The organism is Luteimonas galliterrae (assembly GCF_023374055.1).
GTDB lineage: Bacteria > Pseudomonadota > Gammaproteobacteria > Xanthomonadales > Xanthomonadaceae > Luteimonas_C > Luteimonas_C galliterrae.
The window spans coordinates 1,952,150-1,976,972 of record NZ_JAMBEP010000001.1 but is presented as its reverse complement, the minus strand read 5'-3'; the positions used below and the strand labels follow the sequence as shown (position 1 = coordinate 1,976,972).

30 protein-coding genes are annotated in these 24,823 nt (G+C 64.8%); 11 read left to right on the top strand and 19 right to left on the bottom strand.

Annotated elements, in window-relative coordinates; translation table 11 throughout:
• Positions 1-9 precede the first annotated feature (9 nt).
• The 3 genes from M2650_RS09160 to M2650_RS09150 form a co-directional block, all read right to left on the bottom strand.
• Entirely contained in the window at positions 10-540 is a 531-nt protein-coding gene (locus tag M2650_RS09160; RefSeq protein ID WP_249473467.1) for a tetratricopeptide repeat protein, read from the bottom strand.
• A 320-nt stretch (positions 541-860) separates the two neighbouring features.
• Complete coding sequence (locus M2650_RS09155) at positions 861-1,262, bottom strand: VOC family protein (protein WP_249473464.1); 402 nt, start codon at positions 1,260-1,262, stop codon at positions 861-863.
• 646 nt (positions 1,263-1,908) lie between these two features.
• Positions 1,909-2,973: a DUF5694 domain-containing protein gene (locus M2650_RS09150; protein ID WP_249473462.1), complete on the bottom strand. Its 1,065-nt coding sequence runs from the start codon at positions 2,971-2,973 to the stop codon at positions 1,909-1,911.
• 195 nt (positions 2,974-3,168) lie between these two features.
• Between M2650_RS09150 and M2650_RS16550 the strand changes: the two genes are divergently transcribed.
• A complete protein-coding gene (locus M2650_RS16550; protein WP_249473459.1) occupies positions 3,169-4,026 on the top strand; it encodes a class I SAM-dependent methyltransferase in 858 nt (285 codons plus the stop codon).
• Between the two features lie 11 nt (positions 4,027-4,037).
• Here M2650_RS16550 and M2650_RS09140 read toward each other — a convergent pair whose 3' ends face one another.
• Entirely contained in the window at positions 4,038-4,526 is a 489-nt protein-coding gene (locus tag M2650_RS09140; RefSeq protein WP_249473457.1) for a DUF2938 domain-containing protein, read from the bottom strand.
• An 83-nt stretch (positions 4,527-4,609) separates the two neighbouring features.
• On the opposite strand from M2650_RS09140, the gene M2650_RS09135 reads away from it, so the two are divergent.
• Positions 4,610-5,065 carry a helix-turn-helix domain-containing protein gene (locus tag M2650_RS09135; protein WP_249473456.1) on the top strand — a complete coding sequence of 152 codons (456 nt, stop codon included), beginning with the start codon at positions 4,610-4,612 and terminating at the stop codon, positions 5,063-5,065.
• Between the two features lie 27 nt (positions 5,066-5,092).
• Here M2650_RS09135 and M2650_RS09130 read toward each other — a convergent pair whose 3' ends face one another.
• From M2650_RS09130 to M2650_RS09120, 3 genes are all read right to left on the bottom strand, one after another.
• Positions 5,093-6,688 carry an arylsulfatase gene (locus M2650_RS09130; RefSeq protein WP_249473454.1) on the bottom strand — a complete coding sequence of 532 codons (1,596 nt, stop codon included), beginning with the start codon at positions 6,686-6,688 and terminating at the stop codon, positions 5,093-5,095.
• A gap of 72 nt (positions 6,689-6,760) precedes the next feature.
• Positions 6,761-7,060 (bottom strand): YidH family protein, encoded by a 300-nt coding sequence (locus M2650_RS09125; RefSeq protein ID WP_249473452.1) that lies wholly within the window; start codon positions 7,058-7,060, stop codon positions 6,761-6,763.
• Positions 7,061-7,355: 295 nt separating this feature from the next.
• On the bottom strand, positions 7,356-7,985 hold the full coding sequence (locus M2650_RS09120) for a TetR/AcrR family transcriptional regulator C-terminal domain-containing protein (RefSeq protein ID WP_249473450.1): 630 nt from the start codon (positions 7,983-7,985) through the stop codon (positions 7,356-7,358).
• 86 nt (positions 7,986-8,071) lie between these two features.
• Here M2650_RS09120 and M2650_RS09115 point away from each other — a divergent pair, with 86 nt between their 5' ends.
• Positions 8,072-8,791, top strand: coding sequence for a DUF998 domain-containing protein (locus M2650_RS09115; RefSeq protein WP_249473448.1), 720 nt, complete (start codon positions 8,072-8,074; stop codon positions 8,789-8,791).
• A gap of 65 nt (positions 8,792-8,856) precedes the next feature.
• Here M2650_RS09115 and M2650_RS09110 read toward each other — a convergent pair whose 3' ends face one another.
• The 5 genes from M2650_RS09110 to M2650_RS09090 form a co-directional block, all read right to left on the bottom strand.
• Entirely contained in the window at positions 8,857-9,300 is a 444-nt protein-coding gene (locus M2650_RS09110; RefSeq protein ID WP_249473446.1) for an SRPBCC family protein, read from the bottom strand.
• A gap of 415 nt (positions 9,301-9,715) precedes the next feature.
• Complete coding sequence (locus tag M2650_RS09105; protein ID WP_249474346.1) at positions 9,716-9,922, bottom strand: helix-turn-helix domain-containing protein; 207 nt, start codon at positions 9,920-9,922, stop codon at positions 9,716-9,718.
• Between the two features lie 286 nt (positions 9,923-10,208).
• Entirely contained in the window at positions 10,209-10,748 is a 540-nt protein-coding gene (locus tag M2650_RS09100) for a DUF4199 domain-containing protein (RefSeq protein WP_249473444.1), read from the bottom strand.
• A gap of 107 nt (positions 10,749-10,855) precedes the next feature.
• A complete protein-coding gene (locus M2650_RS16415; RefSeq protein WP_283254638.1) occupies positions 10,856-11,281 on the bottom strand; it encodes a helix-turn-helix transcriptional regulator in 426 nt (141 codons plus the stop codon).
• Positions 11,282-11,402: 121 nt separating this feature from the next.
• The gene (locus tag M2650_RS09090; protein ID WP_249473442.1) at positions 11,403-11,798 is read right to left on the bottom strand and encodes a VOC family protein; all 396 of its coding nucleotides are present in this window, start codon (positions 11,796-11,798) and stop codon (positions 11,403-11,405) included.
• 183 nt (positions 11,799-11,981) lie between these two features.
• On the opposite strand from M2650_RS09090, the gene M2650_RS09085 reads away from it, so the two are divergent.
• Together M2650_RS09085 and pip are read left to right on the top strand one after the other, a co-directional pair.
• The gene (locus M2650_RS09085) at positions 11,982-13,037 is read left to right on the top strand and encodes an NAD(P)-dependent alcohol dehydrogenase (protein WP_249473440.1); all 1,056 of its coding nucleotides are present in this window, start codon (positions 11,982-11,984) and stop codon (positions 13,035-13,037) included.
• Positions 13,038-13,088: 51 nt separating this feature from the next.
• Positions 13,089-14,042 (top strand): prolyl aminopeptidase, encoded by a 954-nt coding sequence (gene pip / locus M2650_RS09080; RefSeq protein ID WP_249473438.1) that lies wholly within the window; start codon positions 13,089-13,091, stop codon positions 14,040-14,042.
• Between the two features lie 112 nt (positions 14,043-14,154).
• On the opposite strand, the gene M2650_RS09075 is transcribed toward pip, so the two are convergent.
• The 3 genes from M2650_RS09075 to M2650_RS09065 all read right to left on the bottom strand — a co-directional run bounded on the left by M2650_RS09075 (position 14,155) and on the right by M2650_RS09065 (position 16,154).
• A complete protein-coding gene (locus M2650_RS09075) occupies positions 14,155-14,616 on the bottom strand; it encodes a GNAT family N-acetyltransferase (protein ID WP_249473436.1) in 462 nt (153 codons plus the stop codon).
• Positions 14,617-14,621: 5 nt separating this feature from the next.
• The gene (locus M2650_RS09070; protein ID WP_249473433.1) at positions 14,622-15,221 is read right to left on the bottom strand and encodes a hypothetical protein; all 600 of its coding nucleotides are present in this window, start codon (positions 15,219-15,221) and stop codon (positions 14,622-14,624) included.
• Positions 15,222-15,347: 126 nt separating this feature from the next.
• On the bottom strand, positions 15,348-16,154 hold the full coding sequence (locus M2650_RS09065) for a MipA/OmpV family protein (protein ID WP_249473431.1): 807 nt from the start codon (positions 16,152-16,154) through the stop codon (positions 15,348-15,350).
• A 216-nt stretch (positions 16,155-16,370) separates the two neighbouring features.
• Between M2650_RS09065 and M2650_RS09060 the strand changes: the two genes are divergently transcribed.
• Together M2650_RS09060 and M2650_RS09055 are read left to right on the top strand one after the other, a co-directional pair.
• Positions 16,371-16,982: a DUF2242 domain-containing protein gene (locus M2650_RS09060; RefSeq protein WP_249473429.1), complete on the top strand. Its 612-nt coding sequence runs from the start codon at positions 16,371-16,373 to the stop codon at positions 16,980-16,982.
• A 75-nt stretch (positions 16,983-17,057) separates the two neighbouring features.
• A complete protein-coding gene (locus tag M2650_RS09055; protein ID WP_249473427.1) occupies positions 17,058-18,713 on the top strand; it encodes a TrbL/VirB6 family protein in 1,656 nt (551 codons plus the stop codon).
• 412 nt (positions 18,714-19,125) lie between these two features.
• Here M2650_RS09055 and M2650_RS09050 read toward each other — a convergent pair whose 3' ends face one another.
• Positions 19,126-20,031 (bottom strand): dienelactone hydrolase family protein, encoded by a 906-nt coding sequence (locus M2650_RS09050; protein WP_249473424.1) that lies wholly within the window; start codon positions 20,029-20,031, stop codon positions 19,126-19,128.
• A 139-nt stretch (positions 20,032-20,170) separates the two neighbouring features.
• A complete protein-coding gene (locus M2650_RS09045) occupies positions 20,171-20,953 on the bottom strand; it encodes a hypothetical protein (RefSeq protein ID WP_249473422.1) in 783 nt (260 codons plus the stop codon).
• Positions 20,954-21,066: 113 nt separating this feature from the next.
• On the opposite strand from M2650_RS09045, the gene M2650_RS09040 reads away from it, so the two are divergent.
• Together M2650_RS09040 and M2650_RS09035 are read left to right on the top strand one after the other, a co-directional pair.
• The gene (locus M2650_RS09040; protein WP_249473420.1) at positions 21,067-21,681 is read left to right on the top strand and encodes a trimeric intracellular cation channel family protein; all 615 of its coding nucleotides are present in this window, start codon (positions 21,067-21,069) and stop codon (positions 21,679-21,681) included.
• Positions 21,682-21,776: 95 nt separating this feature from the next.
• Positions 21,777-22,214, top strand: coding sequence for a hypothetical protein (locus tag M2650_RS09035; RefSeq protein WP_249473418.1), 438 nt, complete (start codon positions 21,777-21,779; stop codon positions 22,212-22,214).
• A 78-nt stretch (positions 22,215-22,292) separates the two neighbouring features.
• Here M2650_RS09035 and M2650_RS09030 read toward each other — a convergent pair whose 3' ends face one another.
• Positions 22,293-22,829 carry an outer membrane beta-barrel protein gene (locus tag M2650_RS09030; protein WP_249473416.1) on the bottom strand — a complete coding sequence of 179 codons (537 nt, stop codon included), beginning with the start codon at positions 22,827-22,829 and terminating at the stop codon, positions 22,293-22,295.
• Between the two features lie 280 nt (positions 22,830-23,109).
• Positions 23,110-23,292, bottom strand: a complete 183-nt coding sequence (locus tag M2650_RS09025) for a hypothetical protein (RefSeq protein WP_249473414.1) — start codon at positions 23,290-23,292, stop codon at positions 23,110-23,112.
• Between the two features lie 141 nt (positions 23,293-23,433).
• On the opposite strand from M2650_RS09025, the gene M2650_RS09020 reads away from it, so the two are divergent.
• Both M2650_RS09020 and M2650_RS09015 read left to right on the top strand, forming a co-directional pair.
• Positions 23,434-24,078: a DUF6766 family protein gene (locus tag M2650_RS09020; protein ID WP_249473410.1), complete on the top strand. Its 645-nt coding sequence runs from the start codon at positions 23,434-23,436 to the stop codon at positions 24,076-24,078.
• Positions 24,079-24,207: 129 nt separating this feature from the next.
• Positions 24,208-24,819: a DUF892 family protein gene (locus M2650_RS09015; RefSeq protein WP_249473408.1), complete on the top strand. Its 612-nt coding sequence runs from the start codon at positions 24,208-24,210 to the stop codon at positions 24,817-24,819.
• Positions 24,820-24,823 lie beyond the last annotated feature (4 nt).

Here is a 24,823-nt window from a genome sequence, read left to right as displayed (position 1 = left end):
TACGGCCATTTACTCCTGCGGCTTCACGCCCAGGTAGGCGCCGGCCATCGGCTCGGTGACCCAAGGATCTTCGTCGTCGAGGTCGATCGCGCGGTCGAACAGTTGTTCGGCGGTCGTGCGGTCGCCCTGCAGCAGGTAACGCGCGGCCACTTCGGCGAAGGCGCGGGCATCCTTCGGGTTCTTGGTGAGATAGCGGTCGAAGATCGGCTTGGCCTTCTGCCAATCGCCGGCTTCGGCGTATACGCGGGCGATGCGGTACTCGTCGCTGTCTTCGTGCTTGCCGTTGAAGATGTGGTCGAAGATTTCCTGGCCCTGCGCCTTGAAGCCGCCCAGGTAGTACACCCGGCCCGCGCCGATGCGTTCCCAACTGCCGTTCTTGCCGGATTGCGCCTGCGCGATGAGCAGCAGCGCCTGGGCGGCTTCCTGCGGCGCCTTGTCGCGATAGGTCTGCGGCGTGGGGCGCAGCTTTGCGCCGTAACCGACGCCGATGCCGGCGACGAAAAAGATCGCGGCGGCCGCCGCGGCGATGCGTAGCTTCATGCATTTTCCCCTGATGTAGGTATGACGGGTACGCGCTCCCCGCGGTTCCCGGCGAAATCCAGGGTCCTTCGCCCTGGCCGCGCAACCAGTCTAACCCGCGCAGGGCCGATGAATTGGCGGGCCTGGCGGGATTTCGGAGCGGATTCCGCAGGACGAGACTGGTGCGGCGTAGTGGGCGCGCCGACAACCTGGACGGGAGGGCGCGCGATGGCAGCGAACATGCAAAGCGACGGCGGGTGCGCCGACCGATCGCCGGCCCGGCGCGGTGATGCCGCAGTTCTCCTAACCTATGCGGAGCGATGACCTGCGCGGCCTGCGCCTTACATCGCTTCGAGGTTCATCCACGCCGGCTCGAACGTGTTGCCGTCCGGATCCTCGAAAGTGCGCAGGTACATGAAGCCCAGATCCTGGGGCTCGCGTACGTCGATCTTGCCGCCGGCCGATTTGGCGGCTTCGACGATGGCGTCGACCTCTTCGCGGCTGTCGCGCGACAGCGCGAACAGGGCGGGGCTGGCCGCATGCGCGTCGGCGATGGGCTTTTTGGTGAAGGTCGCGTAGTACTCCCGTGCTAGCAGCTGGAAGACGATCGCGTCCGACCAGACCATCGACGAGGCGTTCTGGTCGCTGAATTGCTCGTTCTTCGTGCAGCCGATCGCCTCGTAGAAGCGGGTCGAGGCGGCCAGGTCCTTCACGGGCAGGTTGATGAAGATCATCTTGGACATCGCGGTTTCTCCTTTCGTTGGGTCGATGGGGACAAGGCCGGCCTGTTCGGCTGCTTGCGGCCCGTTATGGGTACGACGAACGACGCTGGCCGGAATCGACAATGGAATCCATAACGTCCCAGGTGGTGCGATAGCTCGGACAAGCGGCGTGCACCCGTGCCTCTCGCCGGTCCTGCCGCCTCTGGAGCCACCAGGATTCTAGGGCGGTATCTCTCTCCGCTGCTCTTCGCTCTTAAGCCGTTCGCTCTTAAGCCGTTCGCTCTTAAGCCGTTCGCTCTTAAGCCGTTCGCTCTTAAGCCCTTCGCTCTTAAGCCGTCATCCCAGCGAAGGGACCCATCTTGCTCTTGCTCCTCAGCCGTCATCCCGGCGAAGGCCGGGATCCAGGCTCGCGTCCTCGCCGCTTGCGCTGCGACTCGCGCCATGGACAAAGGCTTCCGCGCTGCGCGCGGGTCACTTTCTTTGCTGGCCCAAAGAAAGTAACCCAAGAAAGGGCCTGAACTGCGGTGCGATGCGTCGCGCCTGAAGTCCGCCAGCGGTCCGGCTTTCGTCGTGGATGACCTTCTTACGCAGGCACTAGATTTTGATCCGCAGCCTATGGGTGACGTGGCTTTTGCGGATTTACGCTAAGGAGCAGTTCTGGCTGGAATCACCTCAGCACCCGCTCCGCATCCACGATTTCCACGCCCTGCATTTGCCCCAACCAGCTGTCGAACCATGGCTTGTGCGAAGCGCCGACGACGGACAGGACGCGGGCGCCGGGACGTTCCCGGAACGTCTGGTGGATATTGGCCACCATGCGCAGATTGCGGATCTCCCAGCCGGCGACCCAGATCTGCGGATAGTGCTGCGGCGATTCCGCGCGCATCGCCGCGCCGGCGTTGACGTCGGCGCGAATCCGTAGATTGTCGGGACGGTTGAGGAAGCGGTACAGCGGCAGCAGGTCGCGGCTTTCGGACAGCGTCTTCTCCTGCGCCTCGGCGCGGTCGAGTTCGGCCCGACCCGACTTCCAGGCCTGGCTGATCGCCTGGCCGAAGGCTTTCGCTTCCGTGTCCGCGATCTGGATGTTGTCGCCGGTATGGTCGTCGACGGCATGGACGCGCTGCAGGCCCAGGCGCGCGGCCAGGCGTGCGGCGATCTGGTAGTTCTCGTTGTTTTTCGTGGCGAGCTTCTCGAGCATCGCCACCAGCGCGGCGTCCAAACCGTCGCCCGCGCGGCGTTCCGCCTCGGGCAGTTGCAGCCACTGCACGTAGGCCGATGTGCGGTCGTTGGCCGCCAGGAACAGCGCGGCCAGGCGCCGCCGCTGCGCCGGCGTCGGCTGCGCGGGCCAGGCCGCGAGCGTCTTGTTCGCCTCGGCGATCGCGGCGGGCACTTCCATGCCGGTCGCGGCCTTCGCCGCGTCGGTATCGGCGCAGAAGTCCGGCCCGTACACCGTGGGATGGCGCGCGGCGAGATCGCAACCTTCGCCGGAAATCGCTTCGATGGTGATGATCTGCGGGCCGTAGGCCGCCAACCGGTCCAGCAACGGATCCAGCGATGCGGGTTTGAACGTGTCGGGCATCTGGCTCAGGTGCATGGTGCCCAGCACCAGCACCTGCGTGCGCGGGCCGGTCATCTCGCGATCGAGGGTCGTCAGATCGATCTGCGCCTGCGCTGCGGCGGGAATCGCCAGCGCCATGGCGAGCCACCATGCTCGTTTCGTCCGTCCCTTCATGCATGCTCCGATCGATGGATGTCGAGGGCCGGATTCTTGCAAAGCCGGCGGCGCGCTTCCTGTGTCCTTAGGCATGGTGCGCAACCTTACGTCCGCCAAACCGCAACGGAGGCATCGATCAGGTAGATTTGGCGCGGACTGCGGCGCGATTCCGGGAAACGCGCCTCTCGCCAGAAGAATGCAGGAATCGAGGAAGTGATCGAAGCTTTACGCGCCCGGGTGGGCGGGCTGGAACGCGACGATGCGTTGTTGGAACCCGATCGATTGCGCCGACGCATCGATGCGCTCGATCGCCTCGAGAACCATCTCGCCGGCGGGCCGTCGGCGGATGCGGCGCTGCACGCCAGGATTGAGTGCCTGCGCGCAACGCTAGAAGCGGCCAACCAATGCCTCTACCGGTCGATCCGCGAAGAGATACAGCGCGGCGCCGGTGCGGAATCGATGCGCGGCTGGGCAGCCGCAGCGGCTGCGGACGGGCAGGCGTCGCCTCCGGCCGACGGCGAGCGCTACGACTATCTCGATACGCTGCTCAGCGGCGTCCTGCAGTTGGACGAACCCGCATCCGGCGTCGCCGAACTGGCGGAGGAAATGGTGTTCTATCAGCCCACCCCGGCGCGCCATGCTTTCGACATGATCCGTCGCGCCGCGCTTGCCGAACGCGACGTACTGATCGACCTCGGCGCCGGCCTGGGCCATGTCGCGCTGCTGGCCGCCATCTGCACCGGCGCGCGTTGCATCGGCATCGAACGCGAGGCGGCCTATGTCGATTGCGCGCGGCGCTGCGCGAATGCGCTCAACCTGGACAACGCGACGTTCGTTCCCCAGGACGTGCGCTCGGCCGATCTGTCGGCGGGGACGGTGTTCTATCTGTACACGCCGTTCGTGGGCGCGATGCTGGACGAGGTGCTGTCCCTGCTGAAGCGGCAGGCCGCCTCACGCGAGATCCGCGTCTGCACGCTCGGGCCCTGCACCGCGATCGTCGCGCGGGAGCCGTGGCTCGAGGCCACCGACGTGCCAAAGGCCGATCGGCCGGCGCTGTTCTGCAGCGTGTAGGCGCGTGCGGCTCATGCCGCACAGAAGGCGCTGAGCGCGGAGCCGACGGCATAAAGGCCGATGCCGAAAATCGCGTGCGTCACCAGGCTGTGGAACCGGGTTACGGCAGGGCGCGGCATGCGACTGGCAGCGATGCCGGCGCCCATGCCCGGCTGCATCAGCAGGAAGGGCGCCGCCACCGTGCCGATTCCGACGGCCAGCGCCGGTCCGATGATGGGGTGGCGAATCCAGGCAGGCCAAATCGCGAACAAGACAGCCGCGAACGCGGCGCCGGTCAGATAGTGCGCGATCCATCCGATCGCGTGCTCGCCGCGCACGGGCGGCGCGGTCGCAATCGCCTCGTGACGGAAGCGTCCGCGCGGCATATGGCCGAGCCAGCGCCCCACCAGACCGAAGTCGGGCAACGGAATGCCGAGCAAGCGCTTGCGCAAGATCGACCAGAGATCGATCGCCGCCGTCGCGCCCAGGCCGGTAAGCAGGATGCACGCCAGATCGTCCACGACCGTCTCCAATGGCTTGTCTTCCGCAGGCATGGGCGGCAGAGTGCCACTTCAAGTCCACTTTAAGTCAAGAGGTGCAGGGCGTGGATATCGCCGAAGTGTCGCAGCGGTCCGGCTTACCCGCCTCGACGCTGCGTTTCTACGAAGAAAGAGGTTTGATCGCCTCGATAGGCCGGCATGGCCTGCGCCGCCTGTTCGATGCTGGCGTGCTGGAACGGCTGGCGCTGATCGCCCTGGGGCGTTCCGCGGGCTTTTCGCTGGATGAAATCGCGGGCGTGCTCGCGTCCGGCAGGCGCCCGAAGATCGACCGGCAGATGCTCGCGGCCAAGGCGGAAGCGCTGGATGCGACCATCCGCCAGCTGCGCGCCATGCGCGACGGCCTGCGGCATGCCGCGGTCTGCCCGGCGCCGAGCCACATGGAATGCCCGACGTTCCGCCGTTTGTTGAGCGTCGCGTCCCGAACCGTAGCCGAACGGAACAGGAAGCCGCCGTCGAAACGGCGGCGGATCGATCCTTCGCTGCGGACGCGACGGCCCTGATGGCTGTCGCCGAAATTCGGCCGTGCCTCAGTTGCTGCTGCCGTGCGGGGTCATCATCTTGCGCTGCGCGTCTTCCAACGCCTTCTTCATGCTCAAGGTGTCCGCCCCCTGCGACGGCGGGAAATCCATCAGGCTCTTCAGGTGCGCTGCGATGAACGGGCCCGCGGCTGTAGGCGCCCACAACTTGGCGGCGAAGAACTTCCGCCCGGCGTATCCCCATTCGTGCGACTGGGGATCCATCTTCTCCATCGGGTCCATCCGCAAATTGAAGAGATACGGCACGCTGGGATAGTACTTCGCGTCCCACCAGCTCTCTTCGCGCTTCACGCCGATGTGCATCTTCCAATTGTCGACGCGAATCGCCATCAGGTCCGTTTCGTCGTAATAGAAGAACTCGCGTCGTGCGGACTTGGCCGATTTGCCGGTCCAGTGGTCGAGGTTGTTGTACCCGTCCAGATGCACCTTGTACTCGGTGCCGTTCATCTTGTAGCCGGCGAGCAGCTTCTCCTTGAGGTCCGGCAGCCCGGCGGCGGCGGCCAGCGTGACGTACATGTCCTCGTGGCTCTGCATCTCGTTGGAGACGCTCCCTGCCGCGATCTTGCCGGGCCATTTGAGCAGGCACGGCACGCGCAAGCCGCCCTCCCAGGTCGTGCCCTTTTCGCCGCGGAACGGCGCGTACCCGCCGTCGGGCCACAGCATCAGCTCGTTGCCGTTGTCGGTGGAGTAGAAGACGATGGTGTTGTCGTCCACGCCGAGCGCCTTGAGCTTGGCGAGCAGCTGGCCGACCTGCTCGTCGTGTTCGAGCATTTTGGCGCGGACCACGTCTTCCTCGGCCCGGCCTTCGTCGACCGCCATCTGGATGTACTTTTTCGGCGAATGCGAATGGATGTGGATGGCGGTGGTGTTGAACCAGCAGAAGAACGGTTTGTCGCCCTTGCCGACGCGGTCGAGCCAATCGAGCGTCTTCTCCACGACTTCTCCGTCGAAGGTCTCCATGCGTTTGCGCGTCAGCGGACCGGTGTCCTTGATCTTCTGCTTGCCGACGCGGCCGAACTTGGGATCCTCGCTGGCGTCGTCCTTGTCGGTCGCCCAGGTGTGCAGCACCCCGCGCGGACCATATTTCTTCTTGTACTCGGGGTTTTTCTGCCCGGGATAATCAAGTTCTTCCGGCTCTTCCTCCGCATTGAGGTGGTAGAGGTTGCCGAACCACTCGTCGAAGCCGTGCATGGTCGGCAGGAACTCGTTGCGATCGCCGAGATGGTTCTTGCCGAATTGGGCGGTGGCGTAGCCCGCCGACTTGAGCACCTCCGCCAGGGTCGGGTCGCCCTTCTGGATGCCGCGCGTCGAGCCGGGTATGCCGATGGTGGTCATGCCCGTACGTACAGGCATCTGGCCCATGATGAAGGCGGCACGGCCGGCGGTGCAGCTGGGTTGCCCGTAGTGATCCGTAAAGAGCATGCCGTCGCGCGCGATGCTGTCGATGTTGGGAGTCCAGCCCATCATGCCGTGCGTGTATGCGCCGATATTCCAGAGGCCGATATCGTCGCCCCAAATGACTAGGATGTTGGGCGGGCCCTTTTTCTTGGCGTTGGCGGGCTTGGTGGCTTTGCTGGCAGTGGGCATGGCGTTGTCTCTCCAGGGGAAGGCCGTACTGTCGGAAGTCGAGAGCATCGAGTCGGGAAGGGCGCTGACCTGCTACGTAGGCGCAGGCGCCGATCGGATGGAAAGCCAGACGGCGGTCAGCCCGCCCAGCACGAAGAGTCCCAAGCTGGCGACGAGCGTCCCCCGCCTGCGCGCGACGTATCGGCCGTGTTCGATGCCGTGCCCTACGCGCCAGTAGCGATAGATCGACCGCAACAGCAAGGCCAAACCCAATATCACCATGCCGAGGCCCGTATTCCCGCTATCGCCAAGCATGAAAACGTCCGCCTTGCCCTCGAGCCCGGTCGCGACTTCGGCAGGCAGCGCTGGCGCGAGAGTATCGGCTTCGTACATCGTCGTTCCGACTTGGGGCGATTGCGCCGGAATGCTCAGAATCTGCGCGTCGGGACGGATGGCCGCAATCGTGCTTCTACTGCCTCTGCATCAGTAAAGTTACGGAACCTTGCGGTGCGCGGACACCGGCGCTCTTCAGACGTAGAAAATCCGGCGCTTCGCCGAGTCGAGGCTCCCGCCCAGGCTGCCCGGCCGTTTGGAAGAGTGCGTCGGCGGGTTTCGAAGCTCTTTTTTCGAACTTCCGTCATCCGTATTCGCCATAGGCGCGGATGCGGGCCGGCATGGCTTCGCTTGCTTACCGCTGCTTTCCGCGGCGGCGGCCCTTGGCGGCGTATCGTGCGAGGAACGTCCGCACGCCGTCCTGCGCGCATGCGATGAGCTGCTTCGCGGGCGGAACCGCGCCGACCATGATCGCGCGGTCGAGCGGTTCTCCGGCCACAAGGTAGGCGAACTGCGCGGCGGCGCGTCGCGCATCCGTTACGTCGAGCAAACCGATGCGTCCCAGATGCTTGAATCCCGCGGCGAGGGCGTCCATGACCCGTTCCGGTGCGCGATTGAAGTAGTCCGCCGCCAGCTCCGGAAAATACCGAGACTCGCCGATCAATAGCCGCCGGATCGCGATCACCGGCGGCCGCACGATGCCGAGGGCCAAACGTCGGCCCAGGTCGTCGAGCGCAGACGGCAGATCGCCGGCGGTGATCGCGCCGGGAAACGACTCGCGCAGTTCGGCGACGAAGGCGTCCGCGAACGCGGTGACGTCCGCGACGACCTGGGCGAAAAGCGCGTCCTTATCCCCGTAGTGGTTGTACAGGGTGCGCTTGGCCAGGCCGGACAGCGCGGCGATGTCTTCCATGGTCGTCCCCGCATAGCCGTTACGCAGGAACAGGGTCCGGGCCGCTTCGATCACGGCCGCCCGCGAACGCACGACGCGCGGATCGTCCGCTCGCGGCGGCGGCGTACGCCGCGCTTTTCGCCGGGCGCCGGCGGTCTTTTTGGATGTTGCACTCATGAGTGAACTATTATACCGTCGAGGCGACTAATAGGCGAGCGGCGGCCATGGGCGCGATGCCGGCAGGAACGAAACCAGGGCGGTCCGGGCGCGGCGCGATCGCGACACCGTTGCTGCTGCGTTGCGGCGTGGCGGCGGGGCCGTTCTACCTGGCGGTCGGGCTGATCCAGGCCCTGGTCCGCGACGGGTTCGATTTCGCGAGGCACCCGCTGAGCGTGCTCGCCAACGGACCGGGCGGATGGGTGCAAACCGCGAACTTCGCGATCAGCGGCTTGATGGTGATCGCTGCTGCTTTGGGATTCGCACGCTTGCTGGGATCGGCTGCGCGCGCGACGCCCTGGCTTCTGGGCGCTTTCGGTGCGGCCATGATCGTCGCCGCCGTATTTCCGGCCGATCCGGTGGACGGCTTTCCGCCCGGCACGCCGGAGGGCTTTCCTACGTCCATCAGCGCTGCCGGCTTGACCCATTTCATCGCGGGCAGCTTGGGCTTCGTCTGCCTGGCGGCCAGCGCTTTCTTCGCGATCGCTCCAATGCGGCGTCTGAAAGCGCCATCGCTCGCGTTGCTCTCGCTTTTCGCCGGCTGCGCCGTCGTGCTGGGATTCTTCGGCGGCATGGTGCTGCCGTTGGGGATCGCGGGGATCTGGTTCGCGGTGGTGGTGGGATGGATTTGGCTCGGCGTCCTGTCGCTGTGTCTGCCGCGCCTGGCATCGCTGACTTCTTGACCAACCCTTCGCACGCGTCGCGTCAGGACTGCGGCGTCTAGCGCCGGCATCGCGAACCGGCGTGCTCAGTTCCAGTTGTCGATCTTGACGTCGTCCGGATAGGGCGAACCCTTGCCGGTTTCCAGCAACGACTTCAGGCTCAACAGGAACACGGCCCACTTGGTGCTGCAGTGGTGCATGAACTCCACCGGTTCCTTCCAGCCTTGGTGCTTGAACAGGACGACGGTATCGCCGTCCTCTTGCTCGAGGTCCCAAGCCACCGTCGTGCCGATCCATTCACGCGGGCCGTCGGTCACTTGCCACAGCACGCGCTTGCCGGGATCGGCCTCCAACACTTTCATGTCGCAGAAGCCGAGTTCGCCGAAACGGAAGCGCAGCGTGCCGCCGGCGCCGCCGTCGCCCTCGGCGTCGACGGTCCACCAGCCGGCTACGCCTTCGCTTGTGGCGATGGCGCGGTAGACGGCGCCGGACGACGACTGGATGCCGACCCTGTGCAGGATATCGACCATGGGCAATTCTCCTTAGATGCGTTTGCGAGGAATCGCGGGAACGGGATGAATAATTCAACTGCAAGGTTGAATGTATTTCCGGGTTCGGGTAAAGTCAACCAGTTGGTTGAATTAATCTGCGCTCCTGCCAGGCTGAGGTTTCGGTCCGGAGGGCCGAGGCAGCTTCGGTTGGCTCCAGTGCGCAGGGGGGCGATCGAATGACGGCACTTGTCGAATCTCGGGTCTCTGCATCGACGATCGGGTGGGCCTGGCGGCGGCGGCGATCGCGGTGTTCTTCCCATCGGCGCGGCGGCCGAAGGATGGCGGCGGCGTCACGCCTGCGCCGCAGCCGGCGTAGCCCGGGTAAGCGAAGCGCACCCGCGACGCGACCTGTCCGCTGCCGCGGACCCGGGTGCGGCCTGCGGCCTTACCCGGGCTATAGGTCTGCGTCTTTGAGCACTTCCCACATCTGCACGCCCAGTCCCGCGCACACGCGTTGCAGCGTATCGATCTGCAGGTTCTTCTCGCCGCGTTCGATGGCGCTGTAGTACGTGCGGTGCATGCCGATCTGCGCCGCGAAACTTTCCTGGCTTCTGCCCGCATGCTTCCGGCGCGTTCGTAGCGCGCGCCCTATTCGCTGCATGAGCGGAATCGCCATGCCTCTAACTTATGAAAACGCGCGATCGAGTCTACAGTGCGATAGGTAGTCTACTTTTAGGTAGCATGGATGAGCGGTAAGAGAAGACAGCTGGAGCAGGTCAGAAGACGGCTTTCCGATCGTCGTCAGTATTGAGCACTAGTGTTTCATTCTTTCTGCTTCATGCGCGACGAACGTAGCCCGGGTAAGCGCAGCGCACCCGGGACGCGGTATTTCCGGTCGCGCGTGCGACCCGGATGCGGCCTGCGGCCTTGCCCGGGCTACGGCCGCGTCATGCGCGACGTGCCGGCAGCAGACGGCGGTTCCGCAACAATGCCGCCGAGATCAGCGAGACGATTACGCCGACCGGGAAAATCTCGGCAAACGTCATCGGCCAACGATAGGCCGGATTGGCATAGTGGGTCTTGAAGCTCTCCATGTCCGCGACGAGTTTGGCGAGGGCTTCGCCGCTGACGCCGGCGGCCTTCTGCCGTTCGATCACCGCGCTGGCATAAGTGCCGGCGAAATCCATGCCGGTGATGGCCAGCGCCGATTCCCACGCGATCACGTAGAACAGGCTGGCGACGAAGCTTACGCCCAGGCCCAGCCCGAACGCGGGCCAGAAACGGATCACGCCGCCCAGGTCCACGTCGCGGTGGCGCTTGATCGCCACGAACACCAGACTCAGCCCGACCAGCATGGTCAGATAACCGACCAGCATGCCGATGGCGCCGTGACCCATCTGGTCGCCCAGGGTCAGGACGATGACGGACAGCGCGCCACCGACGATGAGGCCGGAGACGGTGCCGTAAGACAGGATCTTGCGCAGCATGGATAGCCTCCTCGGGTTGGGAGCGCCCATTGGCGGGGATCGAAGCGGTTCCGGCAATCGGCCGAAAGGATGATTTTGGTGCGATCGGCCGATCGGCGGGCGGCGGATCAGGGGACCAGGCCCAGTTCGCGGGCTCGGTTGACCGCATCGGTGCGGCGTTTGGCGCCGAGCTTTTCGTAGAGCCGGGCGACATGGGTTTTGACCGTGCTCGGCGCGATGTGCAGGCGGCCCGCGATCTCCTTGTTGGAGCGGCCGGCGACGATTTCCTGCAGCACCGCCAGTTCGCGCGCGCTGATCCCCAATGCCGCCTGCGCCTTCGGGTTGCCGTCGAACGCCGGCGGCTTGCGCGCACCGGCGAACGCCCGTGCACCGACGAATACGCCCAGGCCGAGGAAGGCAAGGGCGATGCAGAGCGCGTAGATATCGTCCCAGTGCGTGCGCGCCAGGCGCTGGTAGTCGAGCCATTGCAACCCGATCGCAGCTACGGCCAGCAGCAGGCCGTAGATCGCGATCCGTTTCCATATCGGCGCCATCGTACGGGCGAATCGTGCGATCAAAGAACGGAGCCTCGGCGTTGCGGCGGCGCCAAATGTAACCTGCGCCCCGCACGTTTGCCGCATGCGTGGAGACGGGTCGTAAGCCCCCCGCGCCGCGTTACCAGGCGACGGTCACGGCATCGGCCGACCGTTTCGCGGGGCCGTGGTAAACGGCTTCGACGTTGTTGCCGTCCGGATCCAGCAGGAAGGCGGCGTAATAGCCGGGGTGGTAGTCGCGTTCGCCGGGCGGACCGTTGTCGCGGCCGCCGGCGGCGAGGCCGTCGCGGTGGAAGCGTTCCACCGTGGCGCGGTCCAGGGCCTGGAAGGCGAAATGCACGCGGGTAGACGGCTCGCCGCGGTCCACCCAGAGTTCGTCGGCGTAGAAATGGCCGTCGCCCGCCGTCACCGGGATGCCGAGCGTGCTCAGCACGGCCTCGTAGAACCGCCGGCTGGCGTCGAGGTCTTTGGCATGCAGATGCAGGTGATCGATCAGTCTGCCGCGCTTGAGTTCCATGGGCCGCTCCTGACGATGGAAGTGCGGCGATTGTGCGCGCGCTGGCGTGCAGGCGATGTCCAGAGCGCCGTGCCGCTTGCCCGATCCTGCGATGCCATGCCGCAGGTCCGGACGATCGTGCAATGACGCCGCAAACGCCATGGTCTATCGTCTGGCGATCCCCACGCGCAAGGTAATATCCCCATGTCTCTGGCTCACGGTTACGCCGCGCAAGACGCGCATTCTCCGCTGGCTCCTTTCACGTTCGAACGCCGCAGCCCCGGGCCGAACGATGTGCGCATCGAAATCCTGTACAGCGGCATCTGCCATTCCGACCTGCACCAGGCGCGCGACCATTGGAGCGGCGCGCTGTACCCCATGGTGCCCGGCCACGAGATCATCGGCCGCGTGGCCGAAGTCGGCGCGCAGGTCACGAAGTTCAAGGTCGGCGATTACGCCGGCGTCGGCTGCATGGTCGATTCCTGCCGGCATTGCGAGCATTGCAATGCGGACCTGGAGCAGTACTGCGCCGAAGGCGCCACCTGGACCTACAACAGCAAGCTGCGCAACAGCGAGGAATTGGCGTTCGGCGGCTATTCCGACCACATCGTCGTCGAAGAGCGATTCGTGGTGAAGGTGTCGCCCAAGCTCGACCTGAAGGCCGTCGCGCCGCTGCTGTGCGCAGGCATCACCACGTATTCGCCGCTGCGCCACTGGCAGGTGGGCCCGGGACAGAAGGTGGGCGTGATCGGCCTGGGCGGCTTGGGTCACATGGGCGTCAAATTCGCCAAGGCGATGGGCGCGCACGTGGTGATGATCACCAGCACGCCGGACAAAGGCCAGGATGCCAAGCGCCTGGGCGCCGACGAAGTATTGGTCTCGCGCGACAAGGACGCGATGGCCGCGCACGCCGGCAGCTTCGACTTCCTGCTCAACACCATCCCGGTCGGCCACGACGTCAATCCCTATGTCGCGCTGCTCAAGCGCGACGCCACCATGGTGCTGGTGGGCGCGTTGACCGAACTCGAGCCGGCGCTGCGCGGCGTCAACCTGATGTTCGGCCGCAAGCGCATCTCCGGCTCGGCGATCGGCGGCATGGCCGAGACCCAGGAGATGATGGATTTCTGCGCCGAGCACGGCATCGTCAGCGATGTGGAGATGGTGCCGATCCAGCAGGTCAACGAGGCCTACGAACGCCTGCTGAAGAACGACGTGCGCTATCGTTTCGTGATCGACATGGCTTCGCTGGAGCGCGGGTAGTCCCGGTTCGCGACTAAGGCTATGCTCGCGTAATTCCCCGAAGACTCGACCATGCGCGAGCTGTACCCCGAAATCGAGCCTTATCGCACGCAGCGTTTGCGCGTCGACGCCCTGCACGAGCTGCATGTCGAGGAGTGCGGCAATCCGGACGGGCTGCCCGTCGTCTTCCTGCACGGCGGTCCCGGCGCGGGCGTGTCGCCTTACCACCGCCGTTTCTTCGATCCGGCGCGCTATCGCATCATGCTGTTCGACCAGCGCGGCGCCGGCAAATCCACGCCGCATGCGGAGCTGCGCGACAACACGACCTGGCATCTGGTCGCCGATATCGAAACGATACGCGAGCATCTGGGCATCGAACGCTGGGTGGTGTTCGGCGGATCGTGGGGTTCGACGCTCGCGCTGGCTTATGCGCAGAAGCATCCGGAACGCGCGCTCGGCCTGGTGCTGCGCGGCATCTTCCTCGGCCGGCCCGGCGAAGTGCGTTGGTTCAACGAACCCGACGGCGGCGCTTCGTGGATATTTCCCGAACGCTGGGAGCACTACCTGGCGCACATTCCGGCCGACGAGCGCGGCGACATGATCGAGGCCTACTGGCGCAGGTTGGACAACGACGATCCGGCCGTGCGCCTGGCGGCCGCGCGCGCCTGGGGTTACTGGGAGGGCGGCAGCACGACGTTGGTGCACGATCCGCTGGAGCCGGGCAGCTTCGAAGATCCGCAAGTGGCGATCAGCGTGGCGCGTGCCGAAGCGCATTACTTCCGCCATGGCGCTTTTCTGGAGACCGATCAACTGCTGCGCGACGTGGCGCGCATCCGCCATATTCCCGCGACCATCGTGCACGGCCGCTACGACATCATTTGTCCGGTGAAAAGCGCCTACGATCTCGCCAAGGCCTGGCCGGAAGCCGATTTCCGCGTCGTGCTGGCCGGCCATAGCGCGGCCGATCCGGCGATCGTCGATGCGCTGGTGGGAGCCACCGACGCGCTGGCGGACCGTTTTTCGTAGGAGCGGCTTAGCCGCGCGCTTTTTTCCGTGAGACGCGATGGATCGAAAAGCTCGTGGCTAAAGCCGCTCCCACAAAAAGGCATCCCGGCGGGACGACCGCTAGCGATAGGCCTCAGCCGTCGCGGCTGTAGACGATGAAACCTTCGTATTCGGCCACGTCATCGTAAAGCCGACGTCCGACGGTGTTGTTCTCCTGCGTTTGCCAGTAGACGCGTCGGATGCCGGCAGCCTTCGCTTGCCGGTACACCGCTTCGATCAAGTTCCGGCCGATGCCGCGCCCGCGTTCGGGTTCGGCAGTGAACAGATCCTGCAGGTAGCAAGTGAGTTCTATCCGCGTGGTGCTGCGATGGAAGAGGTAATGCACGAGGCCGAGCAATTTCCCGTCCGCTTCGGCGACCAGCGCGAAGACCGGTTCGCTGTCGTCGAAGAAGCGCTGCCAGGTGGTTTGCGTGATCCGGTCGTCGAGCGCGGTCTCGCCCGCGCGGCCGTAGAAGGCGTTGTAACCGTCCCACAACGGTTTCCATGCGGGGAAGTCGTCCTGGCGGATGGCGCGCACCTGCGCTGGAATCGGCATGCCCTTCAATCTCCGGTCCGCGTGTCGGTGGCGATCCAATTGGTTTCCCAGGTCTTGCCGCCGTCGGCGGAGAACGCTTGCTCGAAATGCGCCGAGTCGGGGGTGATGTCGGAAATGACGAACCTCACCCGTATCGGCCGCCCGTCGAGCGTGTCCGAAGCGAAGAATTCGCCGCGTCCCGATTCGAACCGGCCGATAACGGGCGGTGTGAGTGCGCCGTTGGCGATGCTGGCGTAGTGCAGGCTCCATAGCTTGGCTTTCGGGTCGTACAGGCGCAGCGATACGCCTTCGATGCGGCCCGCCGGACCCTGCACTTCGAGTTCCACCAGATTGGCGCGTCCATCCAGGACTTGGCGGACGATGCTGGTGCCCTGGTACTCGACCCATTCGTCGGAACCGGTCAAGGGCCGCAGGCGGCGCTTCAGATGGGTCTTCCAGGCGCCGATTTCCCAATCGAAATCATGTTGTCCGCTCTGCTTCGCCGACGGCAGGTTGTGATGCGGCGATGCACCGGTGTTTTGCTGCGCGCCAGCAGGCGAGGGCGGCCACGCGGCACTCAGCAGGCAAAACGAAAGGCCGGTGCGGACGAGTACGCGCATGTCCATCGTTTTGTCCTGTTCTGGCCGAAGCGGAGATGATCGAAGCACCGCAACGCCGCCGCAAGGGCCAATAACCGCGCCGCTTGCATGCCACTTCCTGCCGCCTCGCACGGTGGGGATCGTACTGCCGCCTCAGAATCCGCGCGAAAAGCCGATCACGAAAGTGGCCGTATGGTCGGCGTCCAGCTCCACCAGCGGACTGTCCTTGAGTTCGTCGGGCAAGGCGCGGTATTCGATGCCGGCGATGAACAGCCATTTGCGCGCGAACGCCGTGACCAGCGTCACCCCGGCATCCGGAACGACCACGCTGCCGGGCCGATATCGCACGACGCCCCGGGCGATTTCCTCGTCCAGCGTGCCGTAGTAGTAGTCGGCCATATCGGCGGATAGGGATCGGGCGCCGATGCTGGGCGTGATCGTCGTGGCACCGAAGCGGAACGGATAGCGGTAATGGGCTGAGGTCTGGTAGCCCTCGCTGGTGCCGGTGACGTCTGCCCTCACGTCGAGCTCCAACTCGCCGGCCGCGCCTTTCCACGTCGCCGCGAAGCCGGCGTCCGCGCTGTCGTCGCGGTCGTCCAGCAGCCGGCGGTCGACGCCGCGCTGCGCGAGTTCGCGCACGCCGAAATCGTCCGCGTCGATGCCGTCCATCCGCGCGGCGACGAAACCGTCCAACACGAAACCGTCGCGTTTGGTCAAGTGATAGCCGGCCGCGCCGCCATGCCAGAAAAAGCGCTCGCCTTCGTAGATCACGTTGGGGAAGACCATGCTGCGGCGGTCCTCGCCCGCATAGGCGCTCTGCCGGACCGCAGCAGCCAGGCCCAGGCTCCAGCGCGAAGGCAGTTCACCGGCAGCAGCCTCGTCCGATTTCTGCACGACCTGCGCCTGCAGCGTTGCGGGCGCGAGCAGGGCGGTACACAACAAGATCCGAAAAACTTGCATGGCGACTCCTGGGAGAGGGAAGGCGACGGCCGGCAGCGATGCGATACGAAAAAGCGCCGTGGGCGTTGCCGGCAGGCGATGGCGAGCTTGCCGGGCGGGGGTTAAGAACTTTTTAATCGCCGCAGGCGGCCCGGAAGCGCCGCGCAGCGTGTTATTCAGGCGATCTGTACATGCGTGCCGATAGACTCGGGATTTCCCGGTTCTGCGATCCCCGCCATGACCCGTACCCGTTTCGCCGCCCGCGCGCTCACCATCGCCAGCTTGCTGGCCGCTTGCGGCATGCGCGGCGCCAAGCAGGAGCCGCCGCCCTCGGGCGAAACGTTCGGCGCCGACGACACGTACTCCCGCACGTACGAAGTCTCGCAGGCGGCGGCTTGCGAGTCCGCGCGCAGGGCCTTGCTCGGACAGGGTTACGTGATCGCCAAGACCGGCGCCGATGCGGTGGAAGCCAACAAGAACTTCCAGCCCGACGCGGAAACCCATACTCAACTCAACGTGCGCGTGACCTGCGTGCCGCAGGACGACAGCCACGCCATCGTGTTCGTCAATGCGGTGCAGGACCGCTATGCGTTGAAGACCACCTCGAACTCGGCCAGCGTCGGCGTCGGCATGATCGGCTCGGTGTCGCTGCCGGTCGGCAGCAGCGGCGCCTCGCTGGTGCGCGTGGCGAGCAATACGGTGCAGAACGTCGACTTCTACAAGCGCTTCTTCGATCGCGTGAAGTACTATCTGCCGGCCGCGCCCGGCGAACAGTCCGCGCCGCCGCCCGCGCCGGAACCCACGACGCCGCCCGATCCGCCGCCTGCGCCGAAGCCGGCTGGAGGTTAGTCGCCGGCTTGTTGGGATGGCCACTTCTTAACGTCGCTTCCGTCTGTTGAGACTCCTCAACGGACGAGGCTTCAGATGATCGACGATGTCGCCGCCTACATCGCTTTCCGCACCGTCTACGATTTCCTGCTGGCCCAATTCGACGCCCTGGCCTTCGGCTGGCTGAGCCGCATGCTGACCTGGGTCCACGGCATCGCCTCGGGCCTGCTGACACTGCATCTGGCCTGGCAGGGCTATCAGCTCATCACCGGCAACGTCTCGGCCTCGGCCGCTGCCAGGCTTACCGACACATGGCGTGCGGTGGTCATCCTGGGCCTGGCCATGGGCACCACCCTAGGCGGGACCACGTTGTTCGAGTGGCTGGGCACAGACCTGGTGCGCGCCGTGGCGGCCGTGGTGCATGGCGGCGACGGCGACGTTCTGGCTGAGATCGATCGCAGTTTTGGTTATCTGCAACTGGCGCTGAGCAGCATCGACTGGATCCAGGCGTCGACGGCCGAGATCCAAGCCGCCAAGGCCCGAGACATGGGCTTGGTCACCTTGGGCATCGGCGGCCCGGCCTTGATGGGCGGAGCGTTGCTGCTGACGTTCCAGATCGCGCTGTCGCTATTCGTCGGCCTGGGTCCGCTGTTCGTGCTGTGCCTGATTTGGCGCCGCACCCGGCCCTTGTTCGACGGTTGGCTGCTGTACGGCTTGGGCACGATGTTCTCGCTGGCCACCCTGGCGGTGATGCTGGAAATGACCTTGCCGATGGTCAGCGCGGTGGCTGCCGCCTTCTGGACGGCGACTTGGACCGGTGCGAACCCGGAAGGGGTGACGAGCCTGGCGCTGCAGCAGGGCGGGATCGGGGTGATCCTGACCATGATGATCATCGGCGCCCCGGTGATGGCGGCGAAGTTCTTCAAGGCCACGCTGGGCGAGTTCATGCCCTTCTCGGCGTTCATGAACCGGATGGACGACCGGCGGGCGGCGGCGGCTCACGCGCACACGCCCACCTACGCACGCGAGCCCGGGCGCTCGCATGCGCTTACGCCCACGCATGCGCATCGGGTGAGCGTGCCTACACACGCGGCAACGCAGGAAGGCCGGATCAAGCCAGCGGAGGACAGTCGGTCGTTCTTGGGGCGGTATCCGAATGCCACGGCATCGCTTGATAGCGGCGGTGGGCAGGGCGATGCTGTCCCGGAAGCCGTACGAGCATCCTGGTTGTCGCAGGGTGACACGTCAACCCGATCTTACTCTGCCGCCGATATAGATTTTGTAGTAACTGAAAGAACCAAAACACCTTCCGGTGGCTATTTGGAGAAGCCGCGGATTCTGAGTCGCGATTCAGACGAGTACGCGGCGGCAAAGGCTAAGTTTGGGGAATCAAGTCTAAAAGAAGTGGCCGATGCGGCGAATGCTCTTGGGCAGAAACTGACTACCCGCGGCAACAAGGATGAAATAGAGGTATTCAATTCAATGAGGTCGATTGCGATTGAAGTAAACCCTGATAAGGCACATAAGGTTAGTTATTCAGCAAAAGCGAAAGACGGGCTTATATATATAAATCCAGGAATATTCCTCGACTACACCCCGTTGCGTCAGGCCAATCGCATGGCGCATGAGTTCAGACATTTCATGCCCGCAAACGTGCAAATGGCGGCCGACGACTATGCCGCATTTGGTTCAAAAGCTGAGGACGATGCAAAAGCTTATGCGAAAGAGCTATTTGGCAAGGAATCACAATGAAAGCTTGCTTGTGTGCCTTGTGTATCGTGCTATCGAGTTGCGTGCCAACACGTGGTACGCAGTCAGGAAACGAATGTCGTTTCGCGCCTCCAGAGAATAGTACGAGCGCCCAGCGGTGTGTTTTTGCTGCAGTGGCAAAACGCTGTAACACTGTGGACGCATGCCTTGTCAGGTGCTGGCGTAATAAAGAAGGTGATGGTGTTGGCGGGGGATGCCATCATGTTTGCGGGTCGGATACAAGTGGTTTCTGGATTGCTCCGGAAGAAGCCAAACGGTGTCGAGACCCATAGGCTGGGTGGCCTTACTAACTTACTAGTTCGCTCTGATGCGGTGCTGGGTTGATAGGGCGAACCCAGCTACGGCGTTGCCACGATGCTGGGTTGATGAAACCAGCCCAGGCTATAGCGTTGCATTACCCCTTGCCCCGCAACCGCCGGTCGAACAACGCGATAGTGCGGCTCCAAGCTTCTTTTGCGGCCTTTTCGTCGTAGCGCGGCGTGGTGTCGTTGTTGAAGCCGTGCTGCGTGCCCGCGGGCTGGTACAGCGTGTAGCGCACGCCTGCGGCTTTCAATGCCTTCTCGTAGTCCGGCCAAGCGGCATTGATGCGTTCGTCCGTGGCGGCCAGCACGACCAGCAATTCCGCCTTGATCTTGGGCACGTCCTCCAGCGGCGCGGCGTTGCCGTAGAACGGTGCGGCGGCGGCCAAGTTCGGCAGGCGCGTAGCCAGGAAGTTGACCATGCCGCCGCCCCAGCAGAAACCGACCGCGCCCAGCTTGCCGTTGCCGCCCTCGATATGCCGCAACATGTCCGCAGCGGCGAGGAAATCCTCGCGCGTCTTGGCCTGGTCGAGTTTGGCGAATTCGGCGCGCGCCGCGTCCTCGTCGCCCGGATAGCCGCCCAGCGGAAACAAGGCATCCGGCGCGAAAGCGATGAAGCCGTCCAGCGCCAGCCGGCGCGTGATGTCTTCGATGTGCGGATTCAGGCCGCGGTTCTCGTGCGCCACCAGCACTACCGGCAGTGCGCCGTTCGGCTTGGCGGGTTTGGCGAGATAGCCGCGCGCTTTGCCGTAGCCCTTGGGCGAGGCGAATTCCAAGTACTTCGTCGACAGCCGCGCATCGTCGGGCTTGATCTGCTGCGCCGCCGCGAATTGCGGGCTCAGCGCAGCCAGCAATCCGGCCGCGCCCGCGGCGCCGGCTGCGAAACGCGCGGCGCCGGCCAGGAAACCGCGGCGATCGATGAGGCCGTGCACGTACTGGTCGAACAGGCGCAGCACTTCGGGGTCGAAATCGTCGGCCTTGGGGCGAATGGGATCGGACATGGCGGTCTCCAAGGTTCGTAACTGGAACGAGGACGATGGATCAGCGACGCAAAGTAGGAGCCGGACCGTTCCAACGACGTGAATCCGGCGCCGGCCGGCATTCTTCGCAGAAATTTCCGTGCCGAGACAGCGCGAGCCTTCATCCGCGCTGCAGATAGGCGCGCAAGGCCTCGGGCATCTGCGGCACGGGGGCAGGCGGAGGGTCGTCCTGCCGCAGCGCGACATACAGCTCCGCCGCATGCATCAGCGCGGTTGCGATGGCATCCGCATCCAACGCGGCCATCGTCTTCAGCAGCGTCGCCGCCGCGCCGGCATCGTTTTCGATGCGGCGCACGCCGCGTTGTGGGCGCCCGGCGCGACGATGCAACAACGGACCCAACACCATCTCGCGCAAGTACGAGAGCATGGCCAGCGCTTCGAACAGCTCGCCGCGCAACAGTTTGGCGGCGCCGTAATGCAGCCAGATCCAGATGCGGTCCTCGAACCATTGCGCGGGCGGGTCCGGCCAATGCACATGGGCTGCATCCAGCACCGCGGACATGCGCCCGGGCTCGCGTTCCCAGAGGATGCGCGGACGTTCGACGATGCGCAGCAGATCGGCGGCCATGACGAACTTGAGATCGACGTGCACCAGCGGCGGACCGAACAGGCAGATCAGCAGGCGCGGTTCGCCGACGTGTTCGCCGGTGAACGCCGCCAGCAGGCCGCCGATGCTCGTCGCGATCGCGGCGCGCTGCGACAGGATCGCGGCGTAGTCGTCCGGGCGGACCACGATCACCAGATCCAGATCGGAATAGGCGTCGAAACCGCCGTGCACGAGCGAACCGCCGCCGAGCACGGCTTCGAAGCGCTGGTCGCCGCGCAATACGGACAAAGCCTTATCGAGCACGGCGGCCTGTACCGCCGGTATTTCGCCGGTCATCGCATTTCTCCGGGCCGGCGGCGCAGATTAGCCGGACGGGTTTTGCCGGGCAACAAGCGATACGATCGCGCAGGACAATCGCACGGCCGCGCCGGGCCGCATAGGAGGTCGCGATGCTGCATTGGGCCTATCTGGTGGCGATCACCGCCGAAGCCATGAGCGCGGCATTGATAGCGGGCCGCCGCAGCATGGACTGGTTCGGCGTGTGCGTGATCGCATGCATCACCGCGCTGGGCGGGGGCACGGTGCGCGACGTGCTGCTCGGGCACCATCCGCTGGCCTGGATCGAGCATCCGAGCTACCTGATCGTGACGATTTGCGCGGCGCTGGCGACGGGATTGCTGGCGCCGTTCATGAAGCGGCTGCGTCATGTGTTCCTGACGCTCGACGCATTGGGGCTGGTGGTGTTCACCGTGATCGGCTGCAACATCGCGGTGTCGGTGGGCGTGCCGTTCTTCATCGTCGTGGTGATCGGCGTGATCACCGGCACCTTCGGCGGCGTGCTGCGCGACGTGCTGTGCGGACAGGTGCCGCTGCTGTTCCAGAAGGAACTCTACGCCAGCATCTCGCTGCTCACCGGCCTGCTGTACCTGGGTTCGCAGGACCTGGGCGTACCGCACGAGGCGGCGATGGTGGGTGCGATGTCGATCGGCTTCGCGCTGCGCATGCTGGCGATCCGCTACCACTGGGACATGCCCAAGTTCGTCTATAAAGACGAGTGGGAGTGACGCCGGCGGACCGCTGTTGCAGCGCGGCAAACCATCCGTCCGAATCGGCGTACCCTTGCCGGCGTTGGAAACCTAACCCTGGGGAGGGAGCAAGCATGAACGCAACCGCCGCAACCGCACGTCCGACGAGCTTCTGGGTGATCGCCGTCGCCGCGCTGCTATGGAACCTGCTGGGCCTGGCGATGTTCTATCTGCAGGTCAACATGTCGCCGGAGCAACTGGCGACGATGACGCCCGAACAACGCCAGGTCTACGAAGGCACGCCGGGCTGGCTCAACATCGCCTTCGGCGTCGCCGTGGTCAGCGGCGTCCTCGGCGCCATCGGGCTGTTGATCAAGAAGAAATGGGCGGTAGCCCTGTTCCTGATCTCGCTGATCGCCGTCGTGGTGCAGATGGCGGGCGCATTCGCGGCGACGCCGGCTTGGGCGGTGTACGGCGCGGCAGGCTTGATCATGCCGGTCGTCGTGCTGGTGATCGCGCTGTTGCTGTGGCGCTATTCCGGCAAGGCCGCGGCGCGAGGTTGGTTGAGCTGAGGCCGCATCTCGGCAGATGGGCATGAAAAAAGCCGCCGGCAGATCGCCGGCGGTTTTCTTTTTCGGTTGCGGCAAGGATCAGAAATCGAAGCGCACTTGCACCTGCGCCAGATCCAGGTCGATGTCTTCGACCTCGAAGCGGCTGTACTCGGTGCGCAACGCGACCTTGTCGCTGAAGCGATATTGCAGGCCCAGGCCGTAAGTCGGATCGCTGCCGCTGTCGTCGCGGGTGCTGGTCAGGCTCGGGATCGCGGTGTCCAGGTCCCAGCGGTGGAAACCGGCCTTGGCGTAGCCGGAAAATTTGTCGGTGAACGGTACGGTGCCGACCGCGGTCAGGTAGGCGCTGTTGGCTTCGAGCGCGCGGCCCGCGCCTTCGGGCTCGAGCTCGCCGAAATCCGCATAGCCGGCTTCCAGGCCGAAATAGCGGTTGAACTGATAACCGCCGAATACCGAGAACGCGGTGTCCTCGTCGTCGTAATCGGATTCGTCGACGAAGGATTGGCCGGCGCCGGCGCCGACGTAGAACCCGGGATTCTCGGCCGCCTGCGCGCCGAAAGCGCCGGCGCCGAGCACAACGGCCAACAGGGTGCGGGACAGTATCTTGATCTTCTTCATGATGCGTATGACTCCTGCAAAGGACGGCGCCGACGCGGGGGAAGGACGCGGCGCCGTCCTCGCGATGGGCCCCGGCACTGCGCCTGGACAGCCATCGCTGCAGGACATGAAGTGGGTGCGCATCCGCGCGGAGAAAGAGGCGGATCGGGGGACGGAATGTCCCGTGCACGGGACATTGTTTGCGGTATGGAAAAACGCTGCGCCGACGCTCGCGTCGCGACGGCGGCCCAGGCGCGCCACCAACTACGCGTTGCGCGGACGCGGATGCGGACCGGGCGATTCAGTCGGGCGCTTTGGCCGGCACGAAAGGCGACACCGGGTCGCTGGCGGGGAACGTTTCCTCGAGCGCCTCGTCCTGGTTTTCGCTCTCGTGGCGCTTTCGTTCCCTGCGTTGCTGTTCGGTTTCCGGCGGGCAGTGCTTGTCGCGGTCGATGGCGGGATCTTTGCGGTCTTGCTGGCTCATATCCGTAGTCCCCTGCAGAGGATTCTAAATCTGCTCGCAATTCCGAAAATGCGACGTGAAGACCGCACCTGCGGCCAGACTAGGTATTCACATCGCCGAGGCTAGCCTCCTGCAGGTGCTTTCGGCACCGAGGAGCGCGTCATGAATTCGGGTTTCCTGCGCAGCAACGGCCTTTCGGTGGTGTTGCTGATAATGTTCGCTGCGAGCTTCTGCGGACAACTGGTCAGCGGCTTCAGCGTGCTGAACGACGAGCGCATCGAACGCGGCATGGCGCCGGTGTCGCCGTTGCAATACCTGGGTCAGGGCCAGTTCCTGTCGGCCACGTTCGAGAACTGGGAAAGCGAATTCCTGCAGATGGGGCTATACGTGCTGCTGACGGTGCGGCTGCGGCAGCGGGGTTCGGCCGAATCGCGGCCCATGCATGAAGAAAAAGAGAAGATCGACCCAGGCCCGCCGCCGTGGCCGGTGCGCGCCGGCGGATGGTGGCGCAGGCTCTACGCGCATTCGCTGTCCGGCGCACTGCTGCTGCTGTTCGCGGCCGCCTTCGTCGCGCACTGGTTGGGCAGTTGGCGCCAGTTCTCCGAGGAGGCGGTAGGCAAGGGCGAAATTCCACCCGGTGCATGGTCGTATCTTGGGGAGGCGCAGTTCTGGTTCGAATCCTTCCAGAACTGGCAGAGCGAATTCCTGTCCGTGTTGACCCTGGTATTGCTGTCGATCTTCTTGCGCCAGGACAAATCGCCGCAGTCGAAACCAGTGGCCGCGCCGCATTCGCAAACAGGCACTTGATCCGTCGCGCCATCGCGCACGTTCCCTTAACAGTTCAGCATCCGGTTTTTACGAAATCATCAAGCGCGCTTCACTGCGCGCCGACAGGGAATGGCCGAAAGTCGTCCCTACATCCAGGAGACAACCATCATGGCCAGAAAGATCGAATACGATACGGCGCAGCTGCGCGAACTCCTGCTGCAGGCGCTGGAAACCGAGCGCGGCGGCATCCAAGTCTACGAGAACGCGATCAAGTCCGCGGTCAACGACGATCTGAAGAAGGAATGGCAGGAATACCTGGAGGAGACGCGCACCCACGAAAAAGTGCTGTTGAACGTATTCTCCGAACTCGGCATCGATCCGGAAGAACAGAGCCCGGGGCGGGCGGTGGTCGCGCACCAGGGCCAGTCGCTGGTGGCCGCCATCCAGATGGCGCGCAAGAATGCGGACGCCGCCGCAGCGGAACTGGTCGCCGGCGAATGCGTGGTGCTCGCCGAGACCAAGGACCACATGAACTGGCATCTGATAGGGCATGTCGCCCAGCACGGCACCGGACCGGAAGCGAAGGTGCTGCAAGCCGCGTTCGAAGCGGTCGAGAAGGATGAGGACCATCACCTGTACCACACCACCGGATGGACCCGCGAACTCTGGATCCAGTCGCTGGGCTTCCCGGCGGTGCTGCCGCCGCCGGAAGAAGTCAAGCACGTCGAGTCCGCGATCGGCGCGTCGCGCGCCGAGCAGGCGCGCAGCAAACTACTGTAGTTCC

Coding starts and splice junctions, on each gene's coding strand:
- M2650_RS09160 (WP_249473467.1), bottom strand. CDS start 540: ATGAAGCTACGCATCGCCGCGGCGGCCGCCGCGATCTTTTTCGTCGCC.
- M2650_RS09065 (WP_249473431.1), bottom strand. CDS start 16,154: ATGCAAGTTTTTCGGATCTTGTTGTGTACCGCCCTGCTCGCGCCCGCA.
- M2650_RS09055 (WP_249473427.1), top strand. CDS start 17,058: ATGATCGACGATGTCGCCGCCTACATCGCTTTCCGCACCGTCTACGAT.
- M2650_RS09035 (WP_249473418.1), top strand. CDS start 21,777: ATGAACGCAACCGCCGCAACCGCACGTCCGACGAGCTTCTGGGTGATC.
- M2650_RS09085 (WP_249473440.1), top strand. CDS start 11,982: ATGTCTCTGGCTCACGGTTACGCCGCGCAAGACGCGCATTCTCCGCTG.
- pip (WP_249473438.1), top strand. CDS start 13,089: ATGCGCGAGCTGTACCCCGAAATCGAGCCTTATCGCACGCAGCGTTTG.
- M2650_RS09150 (WP_249473462.1), bottom strand. CDS start 2,973: ATGAAGGGACGGACGAAACGAGCATGGTGGCTCGCCATGGCGCTGGCG.
- M2650_RS09070 (WP_249473433.1), bottom strand. CDS start 15,221: ATGGACATGCGCGTACTCGTCCGCACCGGCCTTTCGTTTTGCCTGCTG.
- M2650_RS09045 (WP_249473422.1), bottom strand. CDS start 20,953: ATGACCGGCGAAATACCGGCGGTACAGGCCGCCGTGCTCGATAAGGCT.
- M2650_RS09060 (WP_249473429.1), top strand. CDS start 16,371: ATGACCCGTACCCGTTTCGCCGCCCGCGCGCTCACCATCGCCAGCTTG.
- M2650_RS09090 (WP_249473442.1), bottom strand. CDS start 11,798: ATGGAACTCAAGCGCGGCAGACTGATCGATCACCTGCATCTGCATGCC.
- M2650_RS09050 (WP_249473424.1), bottom strand. CDS start 20,031: ATGTCCGATCCCATTCGCCCCAAGGCCGACGATTTCGACCCCGAAGTG.
- M2650_RS09075 (WP_249473436.1), bottom strand. CDS start 14,616: ATGCCGATTCCAGCGCAGGTGCGCGCCATCCGCCAGGACGACTTCCCC.
- M2650_RS09025 (WP_249473414.1), bottom strand. CDS start 23,292: ATGAGCCAGCAAGACCGCAAAGATCCCGCCATCGACCGCGACAAGCAC.
- M2650_RS09020 (WP_249473410.1), top strand. CDS start 23,434: ATGAATTCGGGTTTCCTGCGCAGCAACGGCCTTTCGGTGGTGTTGCTG.
- M2650_RS09125 (WP_249473452.1), bottom strand. CDS start 7,060: ATGTACGAAGCCGATACTCTCGCGCCAGCGCTGCCTGCCGAAGTCGCG.
- M2650_RS09030 (WP_249473416.1), bottom strand. CDS start 22,829: ATGAAGAAGATCAAGATACTGTCCCGCACCCTGTTGGCCGTTGTGCTC.
- M2650_RS09155 (WP_249473464.1), bottom strand. CDS start 1,262: ATGTCCAAGATGATCTTCATCAACCTGCCCGTGAAGGACCTGGCCGCC.
- M2650_RS09040 (WP_249473420.1), top strand. CDS start 21,067: ATGCTGCATTGGGCCTATCTGGTGGCGATCACCGCCGAAGCCATGAGC.
- M2650_RS09130 (WP_249473454.1), bottom strand. CDS start 6,688: ATGCCCACTGCCAGCAAAGCCACCAAGCCCGCCAACGCCAAGAAAAAG.
- M2650_RS09015 (WP_249473408.1), top strand. CDS start 24,208: ATGGCCAGAAAGATCGAATACGATACGGCGCAGCTGCGCGAACTCCTG.
- M2650_RS09110 (WP_249473446.1), bottom strand. CDS start 9,300: ATGGTCGATATCCTGCACAGGGTCGGCATCCAGTCGTCGTCCGGCGCC.
- M2650_RS09100 (WP_249473444.1), bottom strand. CDS start 10,748: ATGCTGCGCAAGATCCTGTCTTACGGCACCGTCTCCGGCCTCATCGTC.
- M2650_RS09105 (WP_249474346.1), bottom strand. CDS start 9,922: ATGCAGCGAATAGGGCGCGCGCTACGAACGCGCCGGAAGCATGCGGGC.
- M2650_RS16415 (WP_283254638.1), bottom strand. CDS start 11,281: ATGGCGCCGATATGGAAACGGATCGCGATCTACGGCCTGCTGCTGGCC.